This window comes from Mesorhizobium sp. YC-39 (assembly GCF_025753795.1).
Lineage (GTDB): Bacteria > Pseudomonadota > Alphaproteobacteria > Rhizobiales > Rhizobiaceae > Mesorhizobium.
This window is the reverse complement of record NZ_JAOWPS010000003.1, coordinates 355,436-374,185: the sequence shown is the minus strand read 5'-3', so window position 1 is coordinate 374,185 and position 18,750 is coordinate 355,436. Positions and strand designations below refer to the sequence as shown.

The window sequence follows — 18,750 nt, the reverse complement described above, 5'->3', positions numbered from 1 at the left end:
GCCCGGCGACAAGAGCCGCCGGGCCGCGATCTTATCATAGCCGCTGGCTACATGCCGAGCGAGGCCTTGTAGAGCTTGACCTGGTTTTCGCGGCCGATCTGGTCGGTCAGCTTCTCCCAGGCGGCGGCAATCGCGTCGGCGCCTTCCTGCGCCTTCATCTTGCCGGCGAAAGTGTTGGCCAGAATGTCCTCGGCGGCGCTGTAATATTGGAAGATGCCAGGGATGCGCGGTTCGATCGCCGCGTTCGGATGGTTGTAGCTGTCCGCTTCCGACTTGAGATACGAAGTGATGAACGCCTCGTCATAGCCGGCCGCCACCCATTCGGGAATATCGAAGTGGGAGTTGCGGTAGGGCTGGAAGCCGGACGGATACATGGCCGTCCAGATCGACAGGTCCTTGCCGCCGAGATGGGCGGCGGCCGACCATGCCGCCTTCTTCTTCTTTTCGTCGCTATCGACGCGGGCCATGACGTAGACGCCCCAGCCGAGATAGGCGCAGTTCGGCGCATAGTTCGGGCCGCTGGCGAGCTTGTCCCAGGCGCCTGTCTTGGAATTGTAGACATCGTCCGAGCCGGGCAAGATCGAGAAGCCGGTGACATCGCCGACGACCGAGGAATCGTTGGTCTTGACGTTGGAGCCGACATCGCCCCACCAAGTGACCATCGAACCGGTGCCAGCCAGGAACTGCTGGAAGGCGGTGGTGTTCGGGTCCGCATTGATCTGATCGGCCGGCTCCGAAGGCAGCGCGTCGATCACATCCTGGATCGCCCGCACCCAGGCCGGATTGTTGACGCGCGGCTTCATCGTGTCGGCGTCGAACAGCCAGGCCTTGTCGTCGGGATGCTTGGCATAGGCGCTGGCGCGGCTGCCGAGGAAATAGAAGCCGAAACCGCCCCAGGCCTTGGGCGCGTCGAGATAGCCGAAGACGTCCTGGCCCTGGAACTGCTTGCCCTTGAGGAATTTGGTCACCGCCTGCACCTGCTGCCAGGTCTTCGGCACGCCCCATTCCCCTTCACCGCCGCCGTCCTTCCACGCCTTGGCGAGGTCGGCATCGGCGAACACGTCGGTGCGGTAGTTGAAGTTGTGCGCATCGCCGTCGACGGTGACGCGGTACTGCTTGCCGTCCCAGGTGCCGACCGGCGGCTGCAGATAGGCCACGACGTCCTTCATGTCGATCTGTTCCTTGACCCAGTCCGGCATTTCGGAGGTCAGGCCCTTGCCGCAGACATCGCCTTCGAACGGCGCGCCCATCTCGATGATGTCAAAATCGACGGTGCCGGTCGCGATCGACTGCTGCAGGCGTGCGTTGTAGTCGGCCTGCGCCAGGTCGATCCAGCTGATCTTGGCGCCGGTATAGGCCTCCCACGGCTTCAGGAAGCCGCGAAACAGCACATTGTGCAGGTTCTGGTTGTTGAGGCCCATGAAGGTAAGCTCGACACCGGCGAATTCGCCTTCCTTGACGTTGGCCTTGGTCGCTTCCAGGCAGAGCTCGCCGACCTTCTGGAAGTCCGCATCGGTCGGTTGGCCCTTGCCTACGCCGGGAATCTGCAGGATCTGCGCCCGCAATTCACTGGCCGCGGAAGCCGGGCGCGTCAGTGCGCCGAGCCCGACGCCGGATGCCGCGGCGATCGCGGCCATGGAGGCCGCACCCTTCAGGATATCGCGGCGCGTGGCACCCGCGCGCATGAGTTGGTTGAACAGGCCGACTTTCATCTCATTCCTCCCAGAACGTTAAACGGTGTTTGTTGCGGATGGTGGAGCGCTAACGATGTTCCCCAACGACGCGACTCCCGGAATAGCGGCTCTTGGCTTCTCTCCCGCAACGCCTCGACTTCCGTTGTCCGCACTGGCGTGCCGGCGCTCGGGTAGTGCCAGGACCCTGACGCTGTCACTATTCTCACAACCAAGTGCCGTGTCAACGAGAATGGGTTTTTATCTATAAGAGACCGACTTGCCCTCGCCGTGTGCGTTGGTTAGCTTCACGGCAACGATAGGGCCTGTGGGTCCAAAGGACCCAAGGGGGGATAATGGCTCAAGTCGCGATCAGCAATGTGGCCAAGGCGTTCGGAACCGTCAAGGTCCTGCACGACGTCAGCGTCGACATCGCTGACGGACAGTTCGTGGTGCTGGTCGGCCCTTCCGGATGCGGCAAATCCACCCTGCTCAGGATGGTCGCGGGGCTGGAGACCATTTCCGGCGGCACGATCGCCATCGGCGAGCGCGTCGTCAACCATCTGCCGCCGGCCAAGCGCGACATCGCCATGGTGTTCCAGAATTATGCGCTCTATCCGCACAAGACGGTCGAGCAGAACATGGCCTTCGCGCTCAAGCTGCGCAAAACCGATCCGGCCGTAGTCGCCGAGCGGGTCAAGCGCGCCGCCGATATCCTCGACCTCAATCCCTATCTCAAGCGCTATCCGCGCCAGCTTTCGGGCGGGCAGCGCCAGCGCGTTGCCATGGGCCGCGCCATTGTGCGCAACCCGCAGGTGTTCCTGTTCGACGAACCGCTCTCCAATCTCGACGCCAAGCTGCGCGTCCAGATGCGCACCGAGATCAAGGAACTGCACCAGCGGCTGAAGACCACCACCATCTATGTCACCCACGACCAGATCGAGGCCATGACCATGGCCGACAAGATCGTGGTGATGCGCGACGGTCGCATCGAACAGGTCGGTGCGCCGCTGGAATTGTTCGACCGGCCGGCCAATCTGTTCGTTGCCGGCTTCATCGGCTCGCCGTCAATGAACCTGCTGAAGGGCGTTGTGCGCAAGGGCGACAGGCCCGTCGTCGAGATATCAGGAACACCGTTCCCGATATCAGCGAAAAGCAGTGTCGAGGATGGCCGCAACGTCGTCTACGGCGTGCGGCCCGAGCATCTCGAAATCCACCCGGACGGCGTGCCCGCCAAGATTTCGGTGGTCGAGCCGACCGGTTCCGAAACGCTGGTCTTCCTGCGTTTCGGCGAAGGCGAGATGGTGGCGCTGTTCCGCGAGCGCCACGACTTCAAGCCGGGCGACACGCTGCACCTCAAACCCCGGCTTGACCAGGTCCATCTCTTCGATGCAGAGACCGGCCGCCGTATCTGACCTCACATCAAAAAGCCCGTTCGGGAGGAATGCCATGCTCAAAGGGATCGATCCGCTGCTCAATGCCGACGTGCTCCAGGCGCTGAGGGCGATGGGACATGGCGACGATTTGGTCATCGTCGACACCAATTTCCCGTCCGATTCGACAGCGCGCCAGACCGTGCTCGGCAAGCTGCTGCGCATCGACGCGCCTGCGGCCGATGTGGTCAAGGCGGTGCTGTCGCTCTATCCGCTTGACACATTCGTCGACGACGCGGCCGCCCGCATGGAGATCGTCGGCAAGCCGGACGAGATTCCTCCCGTGCAGAAGGAAGTGCAAAGAGAGATCGATGCGGCGGAAGGCAAGGCCTGGCCGATGATCTCGGTCGAGCGCTACGCCTTCTACGAGCGCGCCAAGAAGGCCTACTGCGTGATCCAGACCGGCGAGCGCCGCTTCTACGGTTGCTTCGCCTTCCGCAAGGGCGTCGTGCCGCCGGACGCGGAGTAACGACATGCCGGCGAAACCGATCGTCATATTGGGCGTCTTCGTCGCCGACACCGCCTATCGCGCTGCCCGGCAGCCGCGCATGGGCGAGACGATCCTTGGCACGTCCTTCACACTAGGCCCCGGCGGCAAGGGCTCGAACCAGGCGGTCGCGGCCGGCCGGCTCGGCGCCGACATCACTTTTCTGACGCGCCTTGGCGTCGATCCGTTTGCCGATATGGCGAAGCAGACCTGGGCGCATGCCGGTGTCAAAAACGCGGTCATCGACACGCCGGAGAGCTATACCGGTGCGGCCTATATCTTCGTCGAGGAGACGAGCGGCAACAACGCCATCATCGTCAGCCCGGGTGCCGCCATGCTGATTTCGCCTGCCGACATCGAGGCCCATGCCGGCCTGATCGGATCGGCTGGAATCTTCGTTACCCAGCTCGAGCAGCCGATCGAGGCAGCACTGCGGGCGCTGGAGATCGCGCGCGGGGCAGGGGTCACGACCATCCTCAACCCGGCGCCGGCCGCAAGCCTGCCCGAGCGCATCTATACGCTTTGCGACTATGTCACGCCGAACGAGACCGAGGCCGAGGAACTGACCGGCATCAAGGTCTCCTCCATCGACGATGCCCGCCGCGCCGCCGACAGCCTGCTCGGCAAGGGCGTCGGCGCGGTGATCATCACGCTTGGCGAAAAAGGCGCGCTGCTGCAGACGGCCAGCCGTTCGGATCATGTTCCCGTGGTCAATGCCGGCCCTGTGGTCGAGACCACGGGCGCGGGCGATGCCTTCAATGGCGGCCTGGCCGCAGCCCTTGCCAAAGGGGTGGAGCCGTTGCAGGCGGTCCGCTTTGCCTGCGCCGTCGCCGGCATTTCGGTGACCCGGCCCGGCACCGCGCCGTCGATGCCGACGCTGCAGGAGGTCGAGGCGCTGCTTGCCGGGTAGCACTGGCTGTATGTCTAGCCGCGAACGCCGGACAATTCGCGCACCTCTGCCCGCAGCGCCTGTATCTCCGCGAGGATGGTGGCCTGATCGCTATGCAGCGTTGCCCTGTCGGCCGATTCTACCGCCTCATGCTCGGCCTCCATCGCCGAAACGATCACGCCGATGAAGAGATTGAGCACGGTGAAAGAGGTCGCGATAATGAACGGGATGAAAAACAGCCAGGCGGTCGGATAGACCTCCATGACCGGGCGAACCACGCCGTCCGACCAGCCTTCGAGGGTCATGACCTGGAAAAGCGTGAAGAGCGATTCCGGTATGCCGCCGAACAGTTCGGGAAAGGACGAGCCGTAGAGCTTCGTCGCCATCACCGCAAAGACGTAGAACACCAGCCCGAGCAACAGCATGATCGAGCCCATGCCGGGCAGCGCGGTGATGAAGCCGGTGACAACACGGCGCAGCGACGGAACGATGCTGATCAGGCGCAGGACCCGCAGGATACGCAGCGCCCTCAGCACGGAGAGCGAACCGGTCGCGGGAATAAGCGCGAAACCGACGACGAAGAGGTCGAAGATGCGCCATGGGTCGCGAAAGAATTGCGTCCTGTAGACGACCAGCCGGATTGCGAGTTCGAGCACGAAGACGCCCAGGATCGCGCGGTCGATGGCCGTCAGAAGCGGACCAAAGGCAGCAATCGCGTCGGGCGAGGTTTCGAGGCCGAGCGTGACGGCGTTGATCAGGATCAGGACCATGATCACGAGGTCGAAACGGCGCGATTCGATGAGCGATTTCAGGGCATCCAAGGCTTTTTCTCCGGCAGAGCATCGGACCCAAAAGTGGGAACCGGTTTGGAAAAATCCAATGCTCGAACAAAAATAGCGTGGCGGCACGGTCCGACTTGAAAGTCCGCCGCCCTAGTACGTTCGAGGTTCTGAAATCCATATGGCCGGCGTGCGACGCAACGAATACAAAAAGTCGAAACTCTCAGAAAACTGAAAGTCGAAACTTTTTGTATGAAGGAAACCTAGGCCATTCAAAGGAATGGCGCGAGTGACGGGGCTCGAACCCGCGACCTCCGGCGTGACAGGCCGGCACTCTAACCAACTGAGCTACACCCGCGCATGGACGAGCACGTGTCAGCCGTGTTCGTCGTTGGGCCGCTGGATAAGGGGTAAGCCAGCGGGTGTCAAGCGGAGCGCGACAGCATAACAGCAAACAGGAGAAGGTTTTTTGACAGGGCGAACTTTGTCGCGCAAATCGGCTTGCGGTTGGGGTGCTGCCCGTTCATTTGGCCTTGCGAAGCCAGTCCTGACCGCTTAAAGGTCCGCGCCGGAGCGGGCGATTAGCTCAGTTGGTAGAGCGCTTCGTTTACACCGAAGATGTCGGCGGTTCGAGCCCGTCATCGCCCACCATATATCTTATTGAAATATTGCATTTTCCACTTTCGGCCGCGATGCGCGTTGACGTTCTGATCGTTCTCGACCCCCATGTCTCGACGCGCGGCGAAATGCGGCAACCGGTTATGGGAATGGTTTCGCAAATGGAGAGACGCGGTTCATCAAAGAGCGGCCAGTGAGGGTATCGCCAAGGTGAAATCCGCTGGGATGTCCAAGAAAAGGCCGATCAGTTTAGAAGTCGATTGTACTTCTCACTCCAAATATAAATGCATTGGGAGTGGCCTTGCCGGTCGAGTCATCCGCAGCCCCCGCTCCGGGATGTATGATGTACTGGATATCCGGCTGAATATTCAACCACGGAGCCGGAGCGAAATCGTAGCTCACCTCAAATATGGTCTCGCCGCTGCGTACTGGATAAGCTGTCCCGGTTTCCGCGGCCGTATCCTTGTCTAAACCCGCTGCGGCGCGGCTTATGCCCGAGTGACTGACACCAAGGGTCAGCGTATCGTCCTTGCGCGATGGCAATACACCGGTGAACGCCAGTCCTGCGTCGACGCCCCAAGCCACCAAATTCCGGTCAGACGGAGCGAACTGGCCCCGCAGGAAGGCGCTAATTTCGTTGTCGCCACCCTGATATATCGTTCGATCAACAAGTGCGTACACGCCCCAGTTTCCCGCACGCATGATCGGGCTCAATGCTTCAGATGACGCTAGCGATACCACATTGCCGGAACCGCTTAGGCCATATCTCTCATCGGCAAACTTATTGGTGTGATACCATCCCCCGAGCTTGTAGGATATCGATGGACCATCCGCCTCGCCATCTGGATTGAGTTCATAGGCTAGCTCGGCCATGAGCAAGGCGCCACCGGTCGAACTGAACGTCGTGCCGTGTCGGTCGCAGACCTGAGGATCATCCTGGCAACCTCCGCCAGCAGGATTGCCGCTAAACAGGCCGCCGCGCACGACGAGTTGCGGCTTGAGATACAGTCCTGAAACAGCACCAAGCGTTGCAAGCGGATAGGCCGGTCCGCCGCTCGTCATGTCCGAGGCAAAAAGAACAGGCCATCCAAACGCCCCGTTCAACAACTTACCGGCGGAATTGCTCGTTGCGAAATCCTCGTCTGCCGACACTTGCCCAAATTTGATGAAGCTGCCACCAGCAAAAGTCTGCTGCAACCAAGCCGTGAACAACCTTGTGGTAGGAAGGGCATCGATGTTGCTGGGATCCCCCAGGCTTCCGACCTCATCGGCGATGTTTCGGTCATTGAGATCGTGAATCTGGTAGACAGTCACATGGCCTGAGCCACCAGGCCACACGCCCATTTTCTCGAAATCCAGATCTAGGTTTATGTCCAGGCGCCCCTCATACGCAGCGCCCTGACGGACCCCGCCACTGGCTACATCCATGGCCTCGCTTATGTAGTTGAGGGTTAGCTTGATTCCCTTGTTCTCGAGGGCCGTTCGGTTGCCGTTCCAGTCGTTCGTAAGGTGATCCCACTGCCAGATTGAGCTGCTGGCCTGCCCGGAAGCGTCGGCGCCGCGGGCTGGAAACGCCGACCAGGTCATCTCCGCCAGGACGAAAACAAAGCAGATCCACTTTTGCAACGCGCTGCTCTCGGACCTCACTTGGCGTCCTCCACAGAAGACAGAACTTCCATAACCGACATCATCCCGCCGTCCCGCATGCCAAGGATGTCGAGCATCGAGGCCGAAGCCGGGAACGCTGCCGCGTCCGCTGTCGCAGATCGTCGAGTCGGGCTCCATTTAATCGGCGTCGGTCTTGGTAATCGGCATGGCTATAGAAACTGGCTGCAGAATAGCAACAGGGAAGGCAGGAACGCCAAGGAACTGGAAGGTGGCCCCGCTGCGAAAACATACGTTGAAGCTGCAGGCACAGCAAGGAACGGGCCAGCTTCGTTTGCACCGAAGATGTCGGCGGTTCGAGCCCGTCATCGCCCACATTCAGCCACGCGATCCACCCATTACTGCTTCAATGACGAAGCGCCCGATATGGCGTGGCCGGTCGCCCGTCGCTGGCGGCTTCACACACGCGTCGCAGATCGGCCCGGATGTTGTCGGAGTTCAACAATTCGGCCGCTTCCGGATAGCCCTCTGCCAGCAACATGGCGACGACTTCTGCTGGACAGCTATGGACGCCGCTCTCTGCCAACGCTTGAGCCCGTTGATAGATGTAATCGGCTCTGATTCCATTAGCCATTTCCAGTCCCTCCATCTATTGGTGCGCGGATAGCAACCTTTGAGGGGGATTTCTGTTCCATGCAGCCTATGAGTGCAACGATTTCGTCGCCGGTGCTGAGACCGATCATGACAAGCTTGGCATGATGGCCGGCATTGCTGGCGGAGAGAAAAACGTCGCCGAAATCGAGGATCACGGTGGAACAAGCCGAAAATCCTTGCCCTCGGGCAGCAATTGCCCGCCGTCGACCACGATGGTCGTGCCGGTGATATAGCTGGCATCCTCCGAGGCCAGGAACAGGAAGGCATTGGCCACGTCGCGCGGGCTGCCAAGCCGGCCGAGCGGTATGGAATCCTGCATGTTCTTGATGTAGGCCGCGCCGCGATGCAGCTGGATCGCTTCGGTGAGGATGTTGCCGGGCTCGACGCCGTTGACGGTGATGCCGTAGCCGGAGAATTCCAGCGCCGCCGAACGGATGAAGCCGTTGATGCCTGCCTTGGTCGCCGAATAGTGCCCATGGCCGGGGCTGGTGACGTGCGGGCCGGTGATGGATGAGGTGTAGAGCATGCGCCCGAAATGCTGCGCCTTCATCGGCACGAGCGCGGCACGGGTGGCATTGAAGGTGCCGCGCAGATTGACGGCCATGACCCGGTCCCAGTCGTCCGGGCTGGTGTTCTCGATGAGCTGCCAGGGGTAGATGCCGGCATTCTGGACCAGTATGTCGAGCCGAACGTGATGGTCGAGCGCCAGCGCCACGGCGGCCTCCGCATCGGCCATCTGCGAGATGTCGGTGCGGATGAAGGCGGCGCCGATCTCGTCCGCAGCCGCTTGGCCCGCCTCGATCTCGGTGTCGGCGAGCACTAATCTCGCGCCCTCCTCGGCAAAGCGCAGGGCGGTTGCCTTGCCGATGCCACCGGCAGCGCCGATGACCAGCGCGACCTTCCCATCGAGCCGCCCGCTCATGCCAGCCCCTCTCTCATGCCAGCCTCTGGCGAATGGTTTGCTTGAAAGCGTCGAGCAGCACGGCTGCAAGCACCAGCAGGCCGTGGATCACCTGGGTGAAATTGGCCGGCAGCCCCATCAGGTTGATTGCCGTATTGATGGCCGACAACAAAAGCACGCCGGCATAGACGCCGGGCAGGGTGCCGACGCCGCCCTTGAGGCTGACGCCGCCGATGACGACGGCAGCGAAGGCGTTGAACAGCAGGCCGACGCCAAGGTTAGCGGTGGCGCCGGAGGTGCGGATCGCCAGCAGCCAGCCGGCGAGGCCGGCGATGGCGCCGGCGAGGATGAAGGCAATGACGAGGTTGCGGTTCACGCGGATGCCGGCGCGGAAGGTGGCGGTCTCGTTGCCGCCGATCATGACGAGATGCCTGCCGAACGGCGTCTTTGCCATGATCAGCGAAAAGACGACGAAGCACGAAATGGCGATCCACGCGGTCAGCGGCAAGCCAAGCAGTCGCTGAATGCCGAACCAGCGGATTGCCGGCGCCAGGTCCTGCGCCGAGCGGCCGCCGGAAATGACCAGCACCAGTCCGCGCACCCAGATGTAGGACGCCAGCGTGATGATGAAGGCGCTCATCTTCAACCGCACCACCAGGTAGCCATTGAGGGCGCCGATGATGCCGCCGACGATCAAAGCGATGAGCAGCGACACCGGAACCATCAGCCATCCGGGATGCAGTTGAATGCCAAGGCCGATGCCTGCCGAGCAGAACAGAATGCCGACCGCCATGGCGCTGAGCGCCGCCACCGATTCGACCGACAGGTCCATGTGGCCGGCGATGATGACCAGCGCCAGGCCGATCGACATCACGCCGAGCACGCTCGACGCCTCGATGATGTTGGCGAATATGCCGAGCTGAAAGTAGTTCGGGACGAAGATGGAGAAGACCACCAGCACGAAGACCAGCATGAACCAGACGAGGTTGTCGAGGACGAACTCGAGGACTTGGCGTGTGCGGGGATTCATGGGCTGATCCGGTTGGCGCGCAGGTTCAAGGTGATGCGACGTCCCTCGCGCATCCATGCGGACGCGCGGCGCTCTTGGGCGCGCTCCGGGCCGTGCGGCCCGGAGCGCAGCAACAATGTTATTCGACCGGCTTCACCGTATCCGATGGCGGCTTCAGATTGCCCCAGAAGGCCGGATTGTCGACGTTTTCCTTGGTGATCGCAGCACCCGGGATCTTGATGTTGGGTCCCCAGGCTTCCTTGGTCACGGTCGACTTCAGGCCGAGCACTTCATACTCGCCCGGCTTGATCTCCTGCTTATTGACGATCTTGTCCATGAACATGGCCACCGCCGCGGCCTGCGCGTAGAGCGGCTGCTCGACTTCGACGTTGAGCCAGCCCTTGCGGATCAGGTCGAGGCCGACCGGCGCGCCGTTCGAGCTCATCAGCATGACGTCGCCCGGCTTCTTGCCGGCAGCCTCGAGCGAGGCGACGGCGGCGACCGACAGATGCGCGGCGTGGCTGAAGATCAGGTCGATGTCGGGGTTGGCGAGCATTTGGTCGGCAACGATGGTGCCGGCATTGCTGGCTTCCCATTGCATGGCGGGAACCGAGATGATCTTGGCGTCAGGGAACGCCTTCATCTTTTCCTCGAAACCCTTCTGGATGTCGAGCGTGTAGGGGTCGCCGGGATCGCCGAGCACCTGCAGGATCTTGCCTTTCACCGAGCCGTTCTTCGCCTTCAAGAGTTTCTCGGCCTGGTCGGCGGCGACGTGGCCGATTTCGACGGTTCCCGCCACCGACGTGAAGTCGGAGGGCGTGGAGGTGATCTGACGGTCGAATTCGACCACCGGTATGCCGGCAGCGCGAGCCGCCTCGATCGACGGCTTTAGCGCATTGAAATCGACGGCGGCGAGAATGATCGCCGACGGCTTCAGCGCGATGACGTCGTTCATCTGCGATTGCTGGGCGTCGGTCTTGTTGTCGGCGTTCAGCGTTTTCATCTCATAGCCGGTCTGCTTCAGGAAGAGTTCCAGCGCGCTCACCGAGCCGGTCTGGAATTCATCGAGCAGTGTCGGCACCATATAGTAGACGGTGCCCTTGGACTGTGCGAATGCCGGCATAAGCGTGGCAAAGGCCAGTGCCAGGATACCGAAGACGGAAAGAAGTATTTTCTTCATGTCGTTCGCTCCTCTTGCGCCGGACCCCTCATTTGTCCCTCAGCCAGCCGGTCCGGCACCGGCAAGCGTCTCACCGGTGATCATGTTGATCACCGCGTCGGGACTTGTTTTGTTGCGTGCGACATCGCCTGCCACGACGCCTTGCCGGATCACCACGATCCGGTCGGCGACCTGGAAGGCCTGCTGCATGATATGGGTGATGATGACGACGCCGATGCCTTGGCTCGCCACCTGGCGGATCATGTCGAGGCCGCGCCGCGTCTGCTCGACGCCGAGCGCGGCGAACGGTTCGTCGAGAAGCACGAGCTTGCCACCAAAATGCACGAAGCGGTTGAGTTCGATGGCCTGCCGCTGACCGCCTGATAGATGCTCGACATTGGTGCGCAGCGAAGGGATGCGGGTACCGGCGCTGGCCAGCGCCTTTTGAACGACCTGTTCCATGGCGCGTTCGTCGAGCACAGGAACGCCGAGAACCTTCTTGGTGATCTCGCGGCCCATGAAGAAATTGGCCACCACGTCGACATTGGTGCAAAGCGACAGGTCCTGGTAGACGGTCTCGATGCCAGCGGCCTTGGCCTCGGCGGGAGACCTGGCCAGGAACTCCTTGCCCTCGAACAGCATGCGGCCGGAAGTCGGCTCCAGGCCGCCGGCTATGATCTTGACCAGCGTCGACTTGCCGGCGCCGTTGTCGCCCAGAAGCGCGACCACCTCGCCCTTGCCGATCGAGAAACTGATGCCTTTCAGCGCTTCGATGGCGCCATAGTTCTTGGTGACATTGTCGAGCACCAGCAGGGGGTCGCTCATGCCGCAATCCCCTTGCCTTGCAGGAGGTCCCGTCCGCGCTCGCGCTCGGCGGTGAACATCTGGCCGAAGCGCGGTGAAAGCACCCCGGAAACGGCAAGTGCGGCGGCGCCGCGCAACACCGCATATTGTCCGCCGCGCCCCACGATGATGCGGGGGCTAGCGCGGTCCTTTCGGGCCGAGACCGAGTTGGGAAGCTGCGTCGCCGAGTTGGCCAACCGCTCAAGCAAATCCGTGGACGCAAGTCCGCCAAGGATGACGGTTTCGGGGTCGAACAGGTTCTCGACGACGGCGATGGCGTTGCGGAAGATCGGACCGATCTCAGCCACCCAGTCAGCGTCACTGCCGGGCCAGCGTCCCCGCGCTTCGAGCGAAAGATAGCGTTCGAGGCAGCCTCGATTGCCGCAAGGACAGAGTTCGCCGCCCGGGACGACGGGAATGTGGCCTATCTCGCCGGCGTTGCCCCAGGCGCCGCGCAATGCGCTTCCATCATGCACCATGACGCCGCCAAGACCGACGCCGAAATAGAGGTAATAATATTCGGAGTATCCCGTCCCGAGGCCATAGAGGCGCTCGCCCATGGCGGCTGCGGCCATGTCGGTCTCGAAAAAAGCCGGCAATCCCGTCGAAGCCGCCAGCCGCTCCCTGAGCGCTACGTCCTTCCAGCCGGTCATCGTCGTCGGCCCGATGAAACTCATCGATTCCACCCCGAACGGGCCGGGCAACGCCATGCCGATGCCGAGAACGCGGCCGCCGGGACGCAGTCCAGTCAAATCATTGACCATCGCCCCGATCAAATCGAAGGCAAGATCTGGCGTGGCATTCGGCGCTTCACGATGCGCGCTCTCGATCACGTCGCCGCTGAGGTTGGTCAGGGCCGCATCGATCCCCAGCGGGGTGATGTGGATGCCGACGGCATAGCCACCTTCCGGGTTGATCCTGAGCGTTGCCGGAGGCAGGCCGCGTCCGCGCGGCTCCTCGCGCACGGACAGGACATAGCCATGCTCCTCCAGTTCGCGCACGATGGTTGAAACCGTCTGGACGGTAAGCCCGACCCGCCCTGCAATGTCGCCGCGGGCGATGGGGCCATGAAGGCGGATGGATTCGAGCACGATGCGCCTGTTGTAAGGCCGCCCGAATTCCTGATTGGTCCCCCGCAGTGCCATGCCTTGCGTCCCTTGGGAGAGCGCAGGTTGGCACCAAAGATTTATTCAGTCAAATGGAATTCAAAAATAAATGAGAGCTATACGGAGGCGATCCTGGCGGACCGCCCCCGCAATGGCCTGGTCAGTAGCGGATGGCACGTCGCTCCAGCAGCACGACGATTGCAAACAGCGCGATCGACAAGGACGATGACAGCACGATCGCCGCATAGAGCCGGTCCGACTGGTAGTTGAAGGTCGCCTGGATGATCAGCGCGCCGAGGCCCTTGTCGGAGCCGATCCACTCGCCGACGATCGCGCCGATGACGGCGGTCGCCGAAGCGATCCGCAGCGAGGAGAACAGCATCGGCAATGCCCTTGGCAGGCGCAGGCTCCAGAAGATCTCCCAGCGTGTGGCCGACAGCACCCGGAACAGTTCGTGTTCGTTGTCGCTGGCCGAGTCCAGGCCGCGGATCATGTTGACCAGCGTCGGGAAGAAACAGATCACCGCCGCGATGACGATCTTCGGCGCCATCCCCAGCCCGAAGATCAGGATGATGATCGGCGACAGCGCCAGGATGGGGATCGTGTTGAAGAACAGCACGATCGGGAAATAGGCGGCCTGCAGCACGCGGCTGTGCACGAAGACCACCGCGAGCAGCACGCCGGCAAGATTGCCGATGACAAATCCGGCCAGCGCCTCGATCAGCGTTGGCCAGAGATTGCCGAGCAGCAGGGCAAAACTCTTCTGGAACACGCCTGCTATCGCCGTCGGCGTCGGCACGATATAGGCCGGTACGCCGAGCCATGGCAGCAGGAACTGCCAGGCAAGCAGGATCGAGGCCGCGCCAAGGACGGGCAGGGCGATGGTCAGCGCCGGCGGCAAGGGCGCCTGTCTCATGAAGCTTTCTCCAGCGCGCCGCGCAATTCAGCCATCGCTGCGATAACAGCCGGATCCTCGCGCGAGCAGCGATTGCCGTCCTGCTTGAACGGCCGCATGTCGAGATCCTTGGCCAGGCGGCCCGGATTGGCGGCAAGCACGAGCACCCGTTCGCCGAGATAGGCGGCTTCGGCGATCGAATGGGTAACGAAAAGGATGGTCGCGCCGGTGCGCCGCCACAGCGACAAGAGCTCGTCATTGAGGCGGTCGCGGGTGATCTCGTCCAGCGCACCGAACGGCTCGTCCATCAAGAGCAGCCTTGGTTGCCCAAGCAGCGCCCGGGCGATCGCCACGCGCTGGCGCTGGCCGCCGGACAGTTGGTGCGGCAGACGCTCGCCGAATCCAGCAAGTCCCATCAGATCGAGCAGCTCATCGCAACGGTCGTCGATTGTGCGGGTCAGCCGTCCCTGTCCGACATCGAGCGGCAGGCGGACGTTGTCGCGCACCGTGCGCCAAGGCAGCAGGGTCGAATCCTGGAAGACGAAACCGACATCGCGTCGCGAACGGACCGCATGCGGCGTGTCGCCCAACACGCTGATCGAACCGCCGAGCGGATCGAGCAGGTCCGCGACCACACGCAGCAGGGTCGACTTGCCACATCCGGACGGTCCGAGGATCGACAGGAAAGAGCCGGCCGCGACCGACAGGTCGAGACCGGAGAGAACTTTCACTGCCGGCTGCCGGCCGCCATAGCCGACATCCAGCCCGTGGGCCTCGATTGCGTTCGCCATCAGGCGGCGGGCGCGTCGAGCTTGGGTCGGTCGGCCGCCGACAATTCGAGTATTTTTGTGGTGTAGACATCGGCCGCCGCGGGCCTGCCATTCGGATACTGGCCGACCTTATCCAGCAGCGCTAGCTGCTCCTCGATCGAGGCCGGATCGAAAGTACCCCAGCCATCCTTGGCGGTTGCACCGTCGAAGGAGAGTTTCAGCACGAGATTGATCGTCTTCTGCTCCCAGCCGAGATCCATTTCCGGATAGGCCTCGACCATCTTCTTGACCGCGTCCTGCGGATTGGCATGCACCCAGCCCCAGCCCTTGGCGACAGCGCCGATGAACTTCGCCAGCGTTTCCGGATCCTGTTCGATCGCGATGTCGGTGGCGAAATAGACGTCGGCATAGGAGTTTAGTCCGAGATCGCGCACCAGAAGATCGATCCTGTCATCGCCAACGACGCTCAGCGCTTGCGTGTTGGTGATCCATCCGCCAATGGCGTCGACGTCACCGCGCACCAGCGGCGCTTTGTCGAAGCCGACATTGACGACGGTGACCTCGGACGGATCGATGCCGTTCTTGGCCAGGATCTCGTCGATGACGAAACGCGCCGTCGGCTGGATGCCGATCTTCTTGCCCTTGAGGTCGGCCACGCCGCGGATCGGCTTGGCAGGCTTCGAGGTGAAGGCATAGGGACCGGTGCGGAAGCCGCAGGCAATGATCTTCACCGGCACGCCGCTGGCGCGCGCCGCATAGAGCTGCGGTGTTTCGGAAAACTGGCCGAGTTGTGCGGCGCCCGAAATCACCGGCGGCACCGTCGCGGCATTGGGACCACCGGGGCTGAACTCCACTTCGAGGCCGGCATCCCTGAAATAACCGTTGGCAACGGCGGCGATGTCGCCGATCTGTCCGTTGGACATCAGCCAGTCATACTGGATGACGACCTTTCCGGCAGCCCTGGCGCCCGGCGTCAGCACGAGCTGCATTCCGGCCGATGCTGCCGTTACGGCGGCGAAGCCGGCTTTCACGAAGCTGCGGCGGTTCATGTCGTAATGTCTGTTCCCACTCATTTTTCGCTCCTGTTGCAAGACTTGTCTCAGTCTCTTTTTTGCGCGCCGTTCCCACTGGCGCGGCGTCGTCTACGGCTGTTCGTCGTGATAGTCGCCGGGGCCGCCGTCGAGCCAGGCGTATAATTCCCAAAGCGTGTCGTCGGGATCGGTGAAATAGGCGCAGCGCGCATTCCAGACATAGTCCTGCGGCGGGCCGTAGAAGGGCACGCCTTTGGCCACGAGTTCGTCGTGGAGCCGGTCGATCTCGCCGGGCGCGTCGAGCCTGACCGCCACGCAGACCTTGTGCGCCTGGCGCGGCGACCGCAGCTTCGAGACGCCGGTGTGCCGGTTGATGTGATCGATCTCCCACGCCGCCAGCGTGACGCCCTCGCCATGGAAATCGGCAAACCCTTCGGCTCGGCGTCGCAGGCGGAAGCCGAGTTTCTCGACATAGAATTCAACCGTCCGCTCGATGTTTTCGACGAGCAGGCAAACGTCCGAAATCGCATATGCGCCTCCGACCGGCATGGCTACCTCCCCGTGCTGCGCGCCGGGCGCGATGCCGGCAGGTTGACGCCGACACGGCTCGCGGCGCCGACGATGTGGGCGCGCATCGCCGCCTCGGCGGCCGTGGGATCGCCGGCGACCAGCGCCTCGTAGATGCGCACATGCTCGCCGACATTGACCTCGACCAGGTCGTGCAGCGGGTTGGTGAGGCGGGCGTAGTGGATCGAGCGGCGGATCTGCTCGCAGACAAAGGAGATGAAGGTGTGGATGTAATTGTTGCCGGTCGCCCGCGCGATCTCGCGATGGAACAAAAGGTCGGCGTCGATGCTGCCTTCTTCCCAGCGCTCCTCGCCGCTCATCCGGTCGAGCGCCGCCTTGATCGCGTCGAGGTGTTCTTGCCCGCGCCGCTCGGCGGCGAGCGCGGCTGACTCGGCTTCGAGGATGCAGCGCAGCTCGAACAGCCGCTCCATATTCCCGGTCGCCTTCAGCGCTTCGCCGTCGATGCGGATCGAGGCGCGCTGCTCCGGCGCCAGCACGAAGGCGCCGACGCCTTGCCGGGCTTCGATCATGCCGTCGGCCCTGAGCTGGGCGATCGCCTCGCGCACCACATTGCGGCTGACACCGAATTTTTCCGAGAGCTGCTGCTCCGTCGGCAGCCGCGTGCCCGGATTGAGCTCGCCGGATTCGATCTCGCGGCTGAGGAAGGCGGCGACGCGATGCGGCAGCGCTTCCACCGTGCCGATGGCAGCCAGTCTTTGCTTCATGGAAAAATCTCCGTTGGCGGCAGAAGGCAGCCGGGATTCATCAGTCCCTGAGGGTCGAGCGCTCCTTTGAGCGCAGTGACGAGTCGGCGATGGGCAGGCGCCAACCCGGTCCAGAAAGTGCGATGACGGGTGCGGCCGATGCCATGCTCGGCGCTGATCGAGCCGCCAAGCGCGCCGACGATCTGGTAAAGCCCGGCGGTGATCTCCGCGCCTTGGGCACGGGCTTCACCCTCGGCAAGGCCGGGCGGCGGCAGGACGTTGAAATGGATGTTGCCGTCGCCGGCATGGCCATAGGCCTGCGACAGCCAGCCGGGATGTTCCTGACCAACGAAGCGGCGGGCCTGATCGACCAGGGCAGGGATGTCCGATATCCTGACCGCAAGGTCGGTGCGCACATGGTAGCCGCGCTTCGCCTGGCCCTCGACCAGCCCTTCGCGGATCGCCCAGAAGGCCTTGGCCTGCGCGACGCTTTCGGCAAGCACGGCTTCTGCGACGAGGCCGCTCTCCATGGCGCCGGCCAGGAAATCGACCAGCAGCGTGCGCAGATCGACGGCGGCACTCGCGGAGAGTTCGATCAGCACGTGGACGGGAGCCTCGACCGGCGAAACGATATCGGCGTCCACCAGGCGTGCGAGCTCGATACATTCCGAACCGATGATCTCGAAGGCCGAAATCAGGTCGGATGAGACCCGGCGGGCCTGCCGGAACAGCGCTATGGCGGCTTCGAAGGAGGCAAGGCCGAGATAGGCCGTCTCGACCCGGGCCGGTTTCGGAAACAGCTTGAGCTCGACCCCGGTGATGACGCCGAGCGTCCCTTCGCTGCCGATGAAAAGCTGCTTCAGATCATAGCCGCGATTGTCCTTGCGCAGGCCGGAAAAGCCGCTCCACAGCTCGCCGTCTGGCAGGACGACTTCGAGGCCAAGGATGAGATCGCGCGCCATGCCGTAGCGCACCACGTTGATGCCGCCGGCATTGCTGGCCGCATTGCCGCCGATCTGACAGCTTCCCTGCGCGCCGAGCGCCAGTGGAAACAAGCAATTCCGCGCGTCTGCCGCATCCTTGATGTGTTGCAGGATGCAGCCGGCGTCGGCCTGCAGGATGAAATCGTCGGCGTCGACGAGACGGATGGCGTTCAACCGCTCCAGACTGACGACAACCGCGCTGCGGGTGTCCGTGTCGATCGCGCCCGCCACCAGCCCGGTGTTGCCGCCTTGCGGGATGATCCCGAGCCTGAGCGTGCCGCAGAGCCGCACGACAGCCTGGACTTCGCTGACGGAAGCCGGCTTCAGCACCGCAAGGGCTGCGCCGTGGTGGTCCCCGGACCAGTCTGCAAGGTATTTCGCCATGCCGGCAGCGTCGGCAGCCACGCCGCTTCGTCCGACGGCGCCCTCCAGCGCATTCAGAATTTCGGGCGGAATACCGTGAACGGTCATTGCGGGCCTGGTGGTCGTGGCTAGGGTATAGGGTTATACATATCATCCTACAACTAGCTGGGAGTCAACGCGATTGCCTGAGCAGTCGCGCAAATTGCCTCAAGGCTGGAGAAGAACAGAATGGAGGGTGATCGCCAGGTCAGGCGCGGTCCACCTTTGCCTGGCTGTGCCGGCCG

General features: G+C 62.8%; 19 protein-coding genes and 2 tRNA genes. 4 read left to right on the top strand and 17 right to left on the bottom strand.

Features of this window, described 5'->3' with window-relative positions; genetic code table 11:
* Positions 1-47: 47 nt before the first annotated feature.
* Positions 48-1,712 carry an ABC transporter substrate-binding protein gene (locus tag OHD62_RS18580; protein WP_263784591.1) on the bottom strand — a complete coding sequence of 555 codons (1,665 nt, stop codon included), beginning with the start codon at positions 1,710-1,712 and terminating at the stop codon, positions 48-50.
* A gap of 314 nt (positions 1,713-2,026) precedes the next feature.
* Between OHD62_RS18580 and OHD62_RS18575 the strand changes: the two genes are divergently transcribed.
* From OHD62_RS18575 to rbsK, 3 genes are read left to right on the top strand one after another with little or no spacing between them, the layout of a single operon-like run.
* On the top strand, positions 2,027-3,085 hold the full coding sequence (locus tag OHD62_RS18575; RefSeq protein ID WP_263784589.1) for an ABC transporter ATP-binding protein: 1,059 nt from the start codon (positions 2,027-2,029) through the stop codon (positions 3,083-3,085).
* A gap of 34 nt (positions 3,086-3,119) precedes the next feature.
* A complete protein-coding gene (locus OHD62_RS18570) occupies positions 3,120-3,572 on the top strand; it encodes an RbsD/FucU family protein (RefSeq protein WP_263784588.1) in 453 nt (150 codons plus the stop codon).
* Between the two features lie 4 nt (positions 3,573-3,576).
* A complete protein-coding gene (rbsK, locus tag OHD62_RS18565) occupies positions 3,577-4,500 on the top strand; it encodes a ribokinase (RefSeq protein ID WP_263784586.1) in 924 nt (307 codons plus the stop codon).
* Positions 4,501-4,514: 14 nt separating this feature from the next.
* Here rbsK and OHD62_RS18560 read toward each other — a convergent pair whose 3' ends face one another.
* Together OHD62_RS18560 and OHD62_RS18555 are read right to left on the bottom strand one after the other, a co-directional pair.
* Positions 4,515-5,300, bottom strand: a complete 786-nt coding sequence (locus OHD62_RS18560) for an ion transporter (protein ID WP_263784584.1) — start codon at positions 5,298-5,300, stop codon at positions 4,515-4,517.
* 239 nt (positions 5,301-5,539) lie between these two features.
* Positions 5,540-5,616, bottom strand: a tRNA-Asp gene (locus OHD62_RS18555).
* A 217-nt stretch (positions 5,617-5,833) separates the two neighbouring features.
* On the opposite strand from OHD62_RS18555, the gene OHD62_RS18550 reads away from it, so the two are divergent.
* Positions 5,834-5,909, top strand: a tRNA-Val gene (locus OHD62_RS18550).
* A 216-nt stretch (positions 5,910-6,125) separates the two neighbouring features.
* Here OHD62_RS18550 and OHD62_RS18545 read toward each other — a convergent pair.
* The 14 genes from OHD62_RS18545 to OHD62_RS18480 form a co-directional block, all read right to left on the bottom strand.
* A complete protein-coding gene (locus OHD62_RS18545; RefSeq protein ID WP_263784582.1) occupies positions 6,126-7,523 on the bottom strand; it encodes a carbohydrate porin in 1,398 nt (465 codons plus the stop codon).
* 364 nt (positions 7,524-7,887) lie between these two features.
* Entirely contained in the window at positions 7,888-8,115 is a 228-nt protein-coding gene (locus tag OHD62_RS18540; RefSeq protein WP_263784580.1) for a hypothetical protein, read from the bottom strand.
* Complete coding sequence (locus tag OHD62_RS18535; protein ID WP_263784578.1) at positions 8,108-8,290, bottom strand: hypothetical protein; 183 nt, start codon at positions 8,288-8,290, stop codon at positions 8,108-8,110. The genes OHD62_RS18540 and OHD62_RS18535 overlap by 8 nt, the downstream gene beginning before the upstream one ends.
* Positions 8,287-9,057 (bottom strand): SDR family oxidoreductase, encoded by a 771-nt coding sequence (locus tag OHD62_RS18530; protein ID WP_263784576.1) that lies wholly within the window; start codon positions 9,055-9,057, stop codon positions 8,287-8,289. Before OHD62_RS18530 ends, OHD62_RS18535 begins: the two co-directional genes overlap by 4 nt.
* Before the next feature lie 13 nt (positions 9,058-9,070).
* Positions 9,071-10,066 (bottom strand): ABC transporter permease, encoded by a 996-nt coding sequence (locus tag OHD62_RS18525; RefSeq protein ID WP_263784574.1) that lies wholly within the window; start codon positions 10,064-10,066, stop codon positions 9,071-9,073.
* 118 nt (positions 10,067-10,184) lie between these two features.
* Positions 10,185-11,225 carry a sugar ABC transporter substrate-binding protein gene (locus OHD62_RS18520; protein ID WP_263784572.1) on the bottom strand — a complete coding sequence of 347 codons (1,041 nt, stop codon included), beginning with the start codon at positions 11,223-11,225 and terminating at the stop codon, positions 10,185-10,187.
* 39 nt (positions 11,226-11,264) lie between these two features.
* Positions 11,265-12,029: an ATP-binding cassette domain-containing protein gene (locus OHD62_RS18515; RefSeq protein ID WP_263784570.1), complete on the bottom strand. Its 765-nt coding sequence runs from the start codon at positions 12,027-12,029 to the stop codon at positions 11,265-11,267.
* Positions 12,026-13,192: an ROK family transcriptional regulator gene (locus OHD62_RS18510; RefSeq protein ID WP_263784568.1), complete on the bottom strand. Its 1,167-nt coding sequence runs from the start codon at positions 13,190-13,192 to the stop codon at positions 12,026-12,028. The genes OHD62_RS18515 and OHD62_RS18510 overlap by 4 nt, the downstream gene beginning before the upstream one ends.
* A gap of 121 nt (positions 13,193-13,313) precedes the next feature.
* Positions 13,314-14,069: an ABC transporter permease gene (locus OHD62_RS18505; RefSeq protein ID WP_263784566.1), complete on the bottom strand. Its 756-nt coding sequence runs from the start codon at positions 14,067-14,069 to the stop codon at positions 13,314-13,316.
* A complete protein-coding gene (locus OHD62_RS18500) occupies positions 14,066-14,839 on the bottom strand; it encodes an ABC transporter ATP-binding protein (RefSeq protein WP_263784564.1) in 774 nt (257 codons plus the stop codon). The genes OHD62_RS18505 and OHD62_RS18500 overlap by 4 nt, the downstream gene beginning before the upstream one ends.
* The gene (locus OHD62_RS18495) at positions 14,839-15,867 is read right to left on the bottom strand and encodes an ABC transporter substrate-binding protein (RefSeq protein WP_263786721.1); all 1,029 of its coding nucleotides are present in this window, start codon (positions 15,865-15,867) and stop codon (positions 14,839-14,841) included. The genes OHD62_RS18500 and OHD62_RS18495 overlap by 1 nt, the downstream gene beginning before the upstream one ends.
* A 93-nt stretch (positions 15,868-15,960) precedes the next feature.
* Positions 15,961-16,398 carry a VOC family protein gene (locus OHD62_RS18490; RefSeq protein WP_263784562.1) on the bottom strand — a complete coding sequence of 146 codons (438 nt, stop codon included), beginning with the start codon at positions 16,396-16,398 and terminating at the stop codon, positions 15,961-15,963.
* Positions 16,399-16,400: 2 nt separating this feature from the next.
* The gene (locus OHD62_RS18485) at positions 16,401-17,141 is read right to left on the bottom strand and encodes a FadR/GntR family transcriptional regulator (RefSeq protein ID WP_263784560.1); all 741 of its coding nucleotides are present in this window, start codon (positions 17,139-17,141) and stop codon (positions 16,401-16,403) included.
* Positions 17,138-18,574 (bottom strand): FAD-binding oxidoreductase, encoded by a 1,437-nt coding sequence (locus OHD62_RS18480; protein ID WP_263784559.1) that lies wholly within the window; start codon positions 18,572-18,574, stop codon positions 17,138-17,140. The genes OHD62_RS18485 and OHD62_RS18480 overlap by 4 nt, the downstream gene beginning before the upstream one ends.
* Positions 18,575-18,750: the final 176 nt, after the last annotated feature.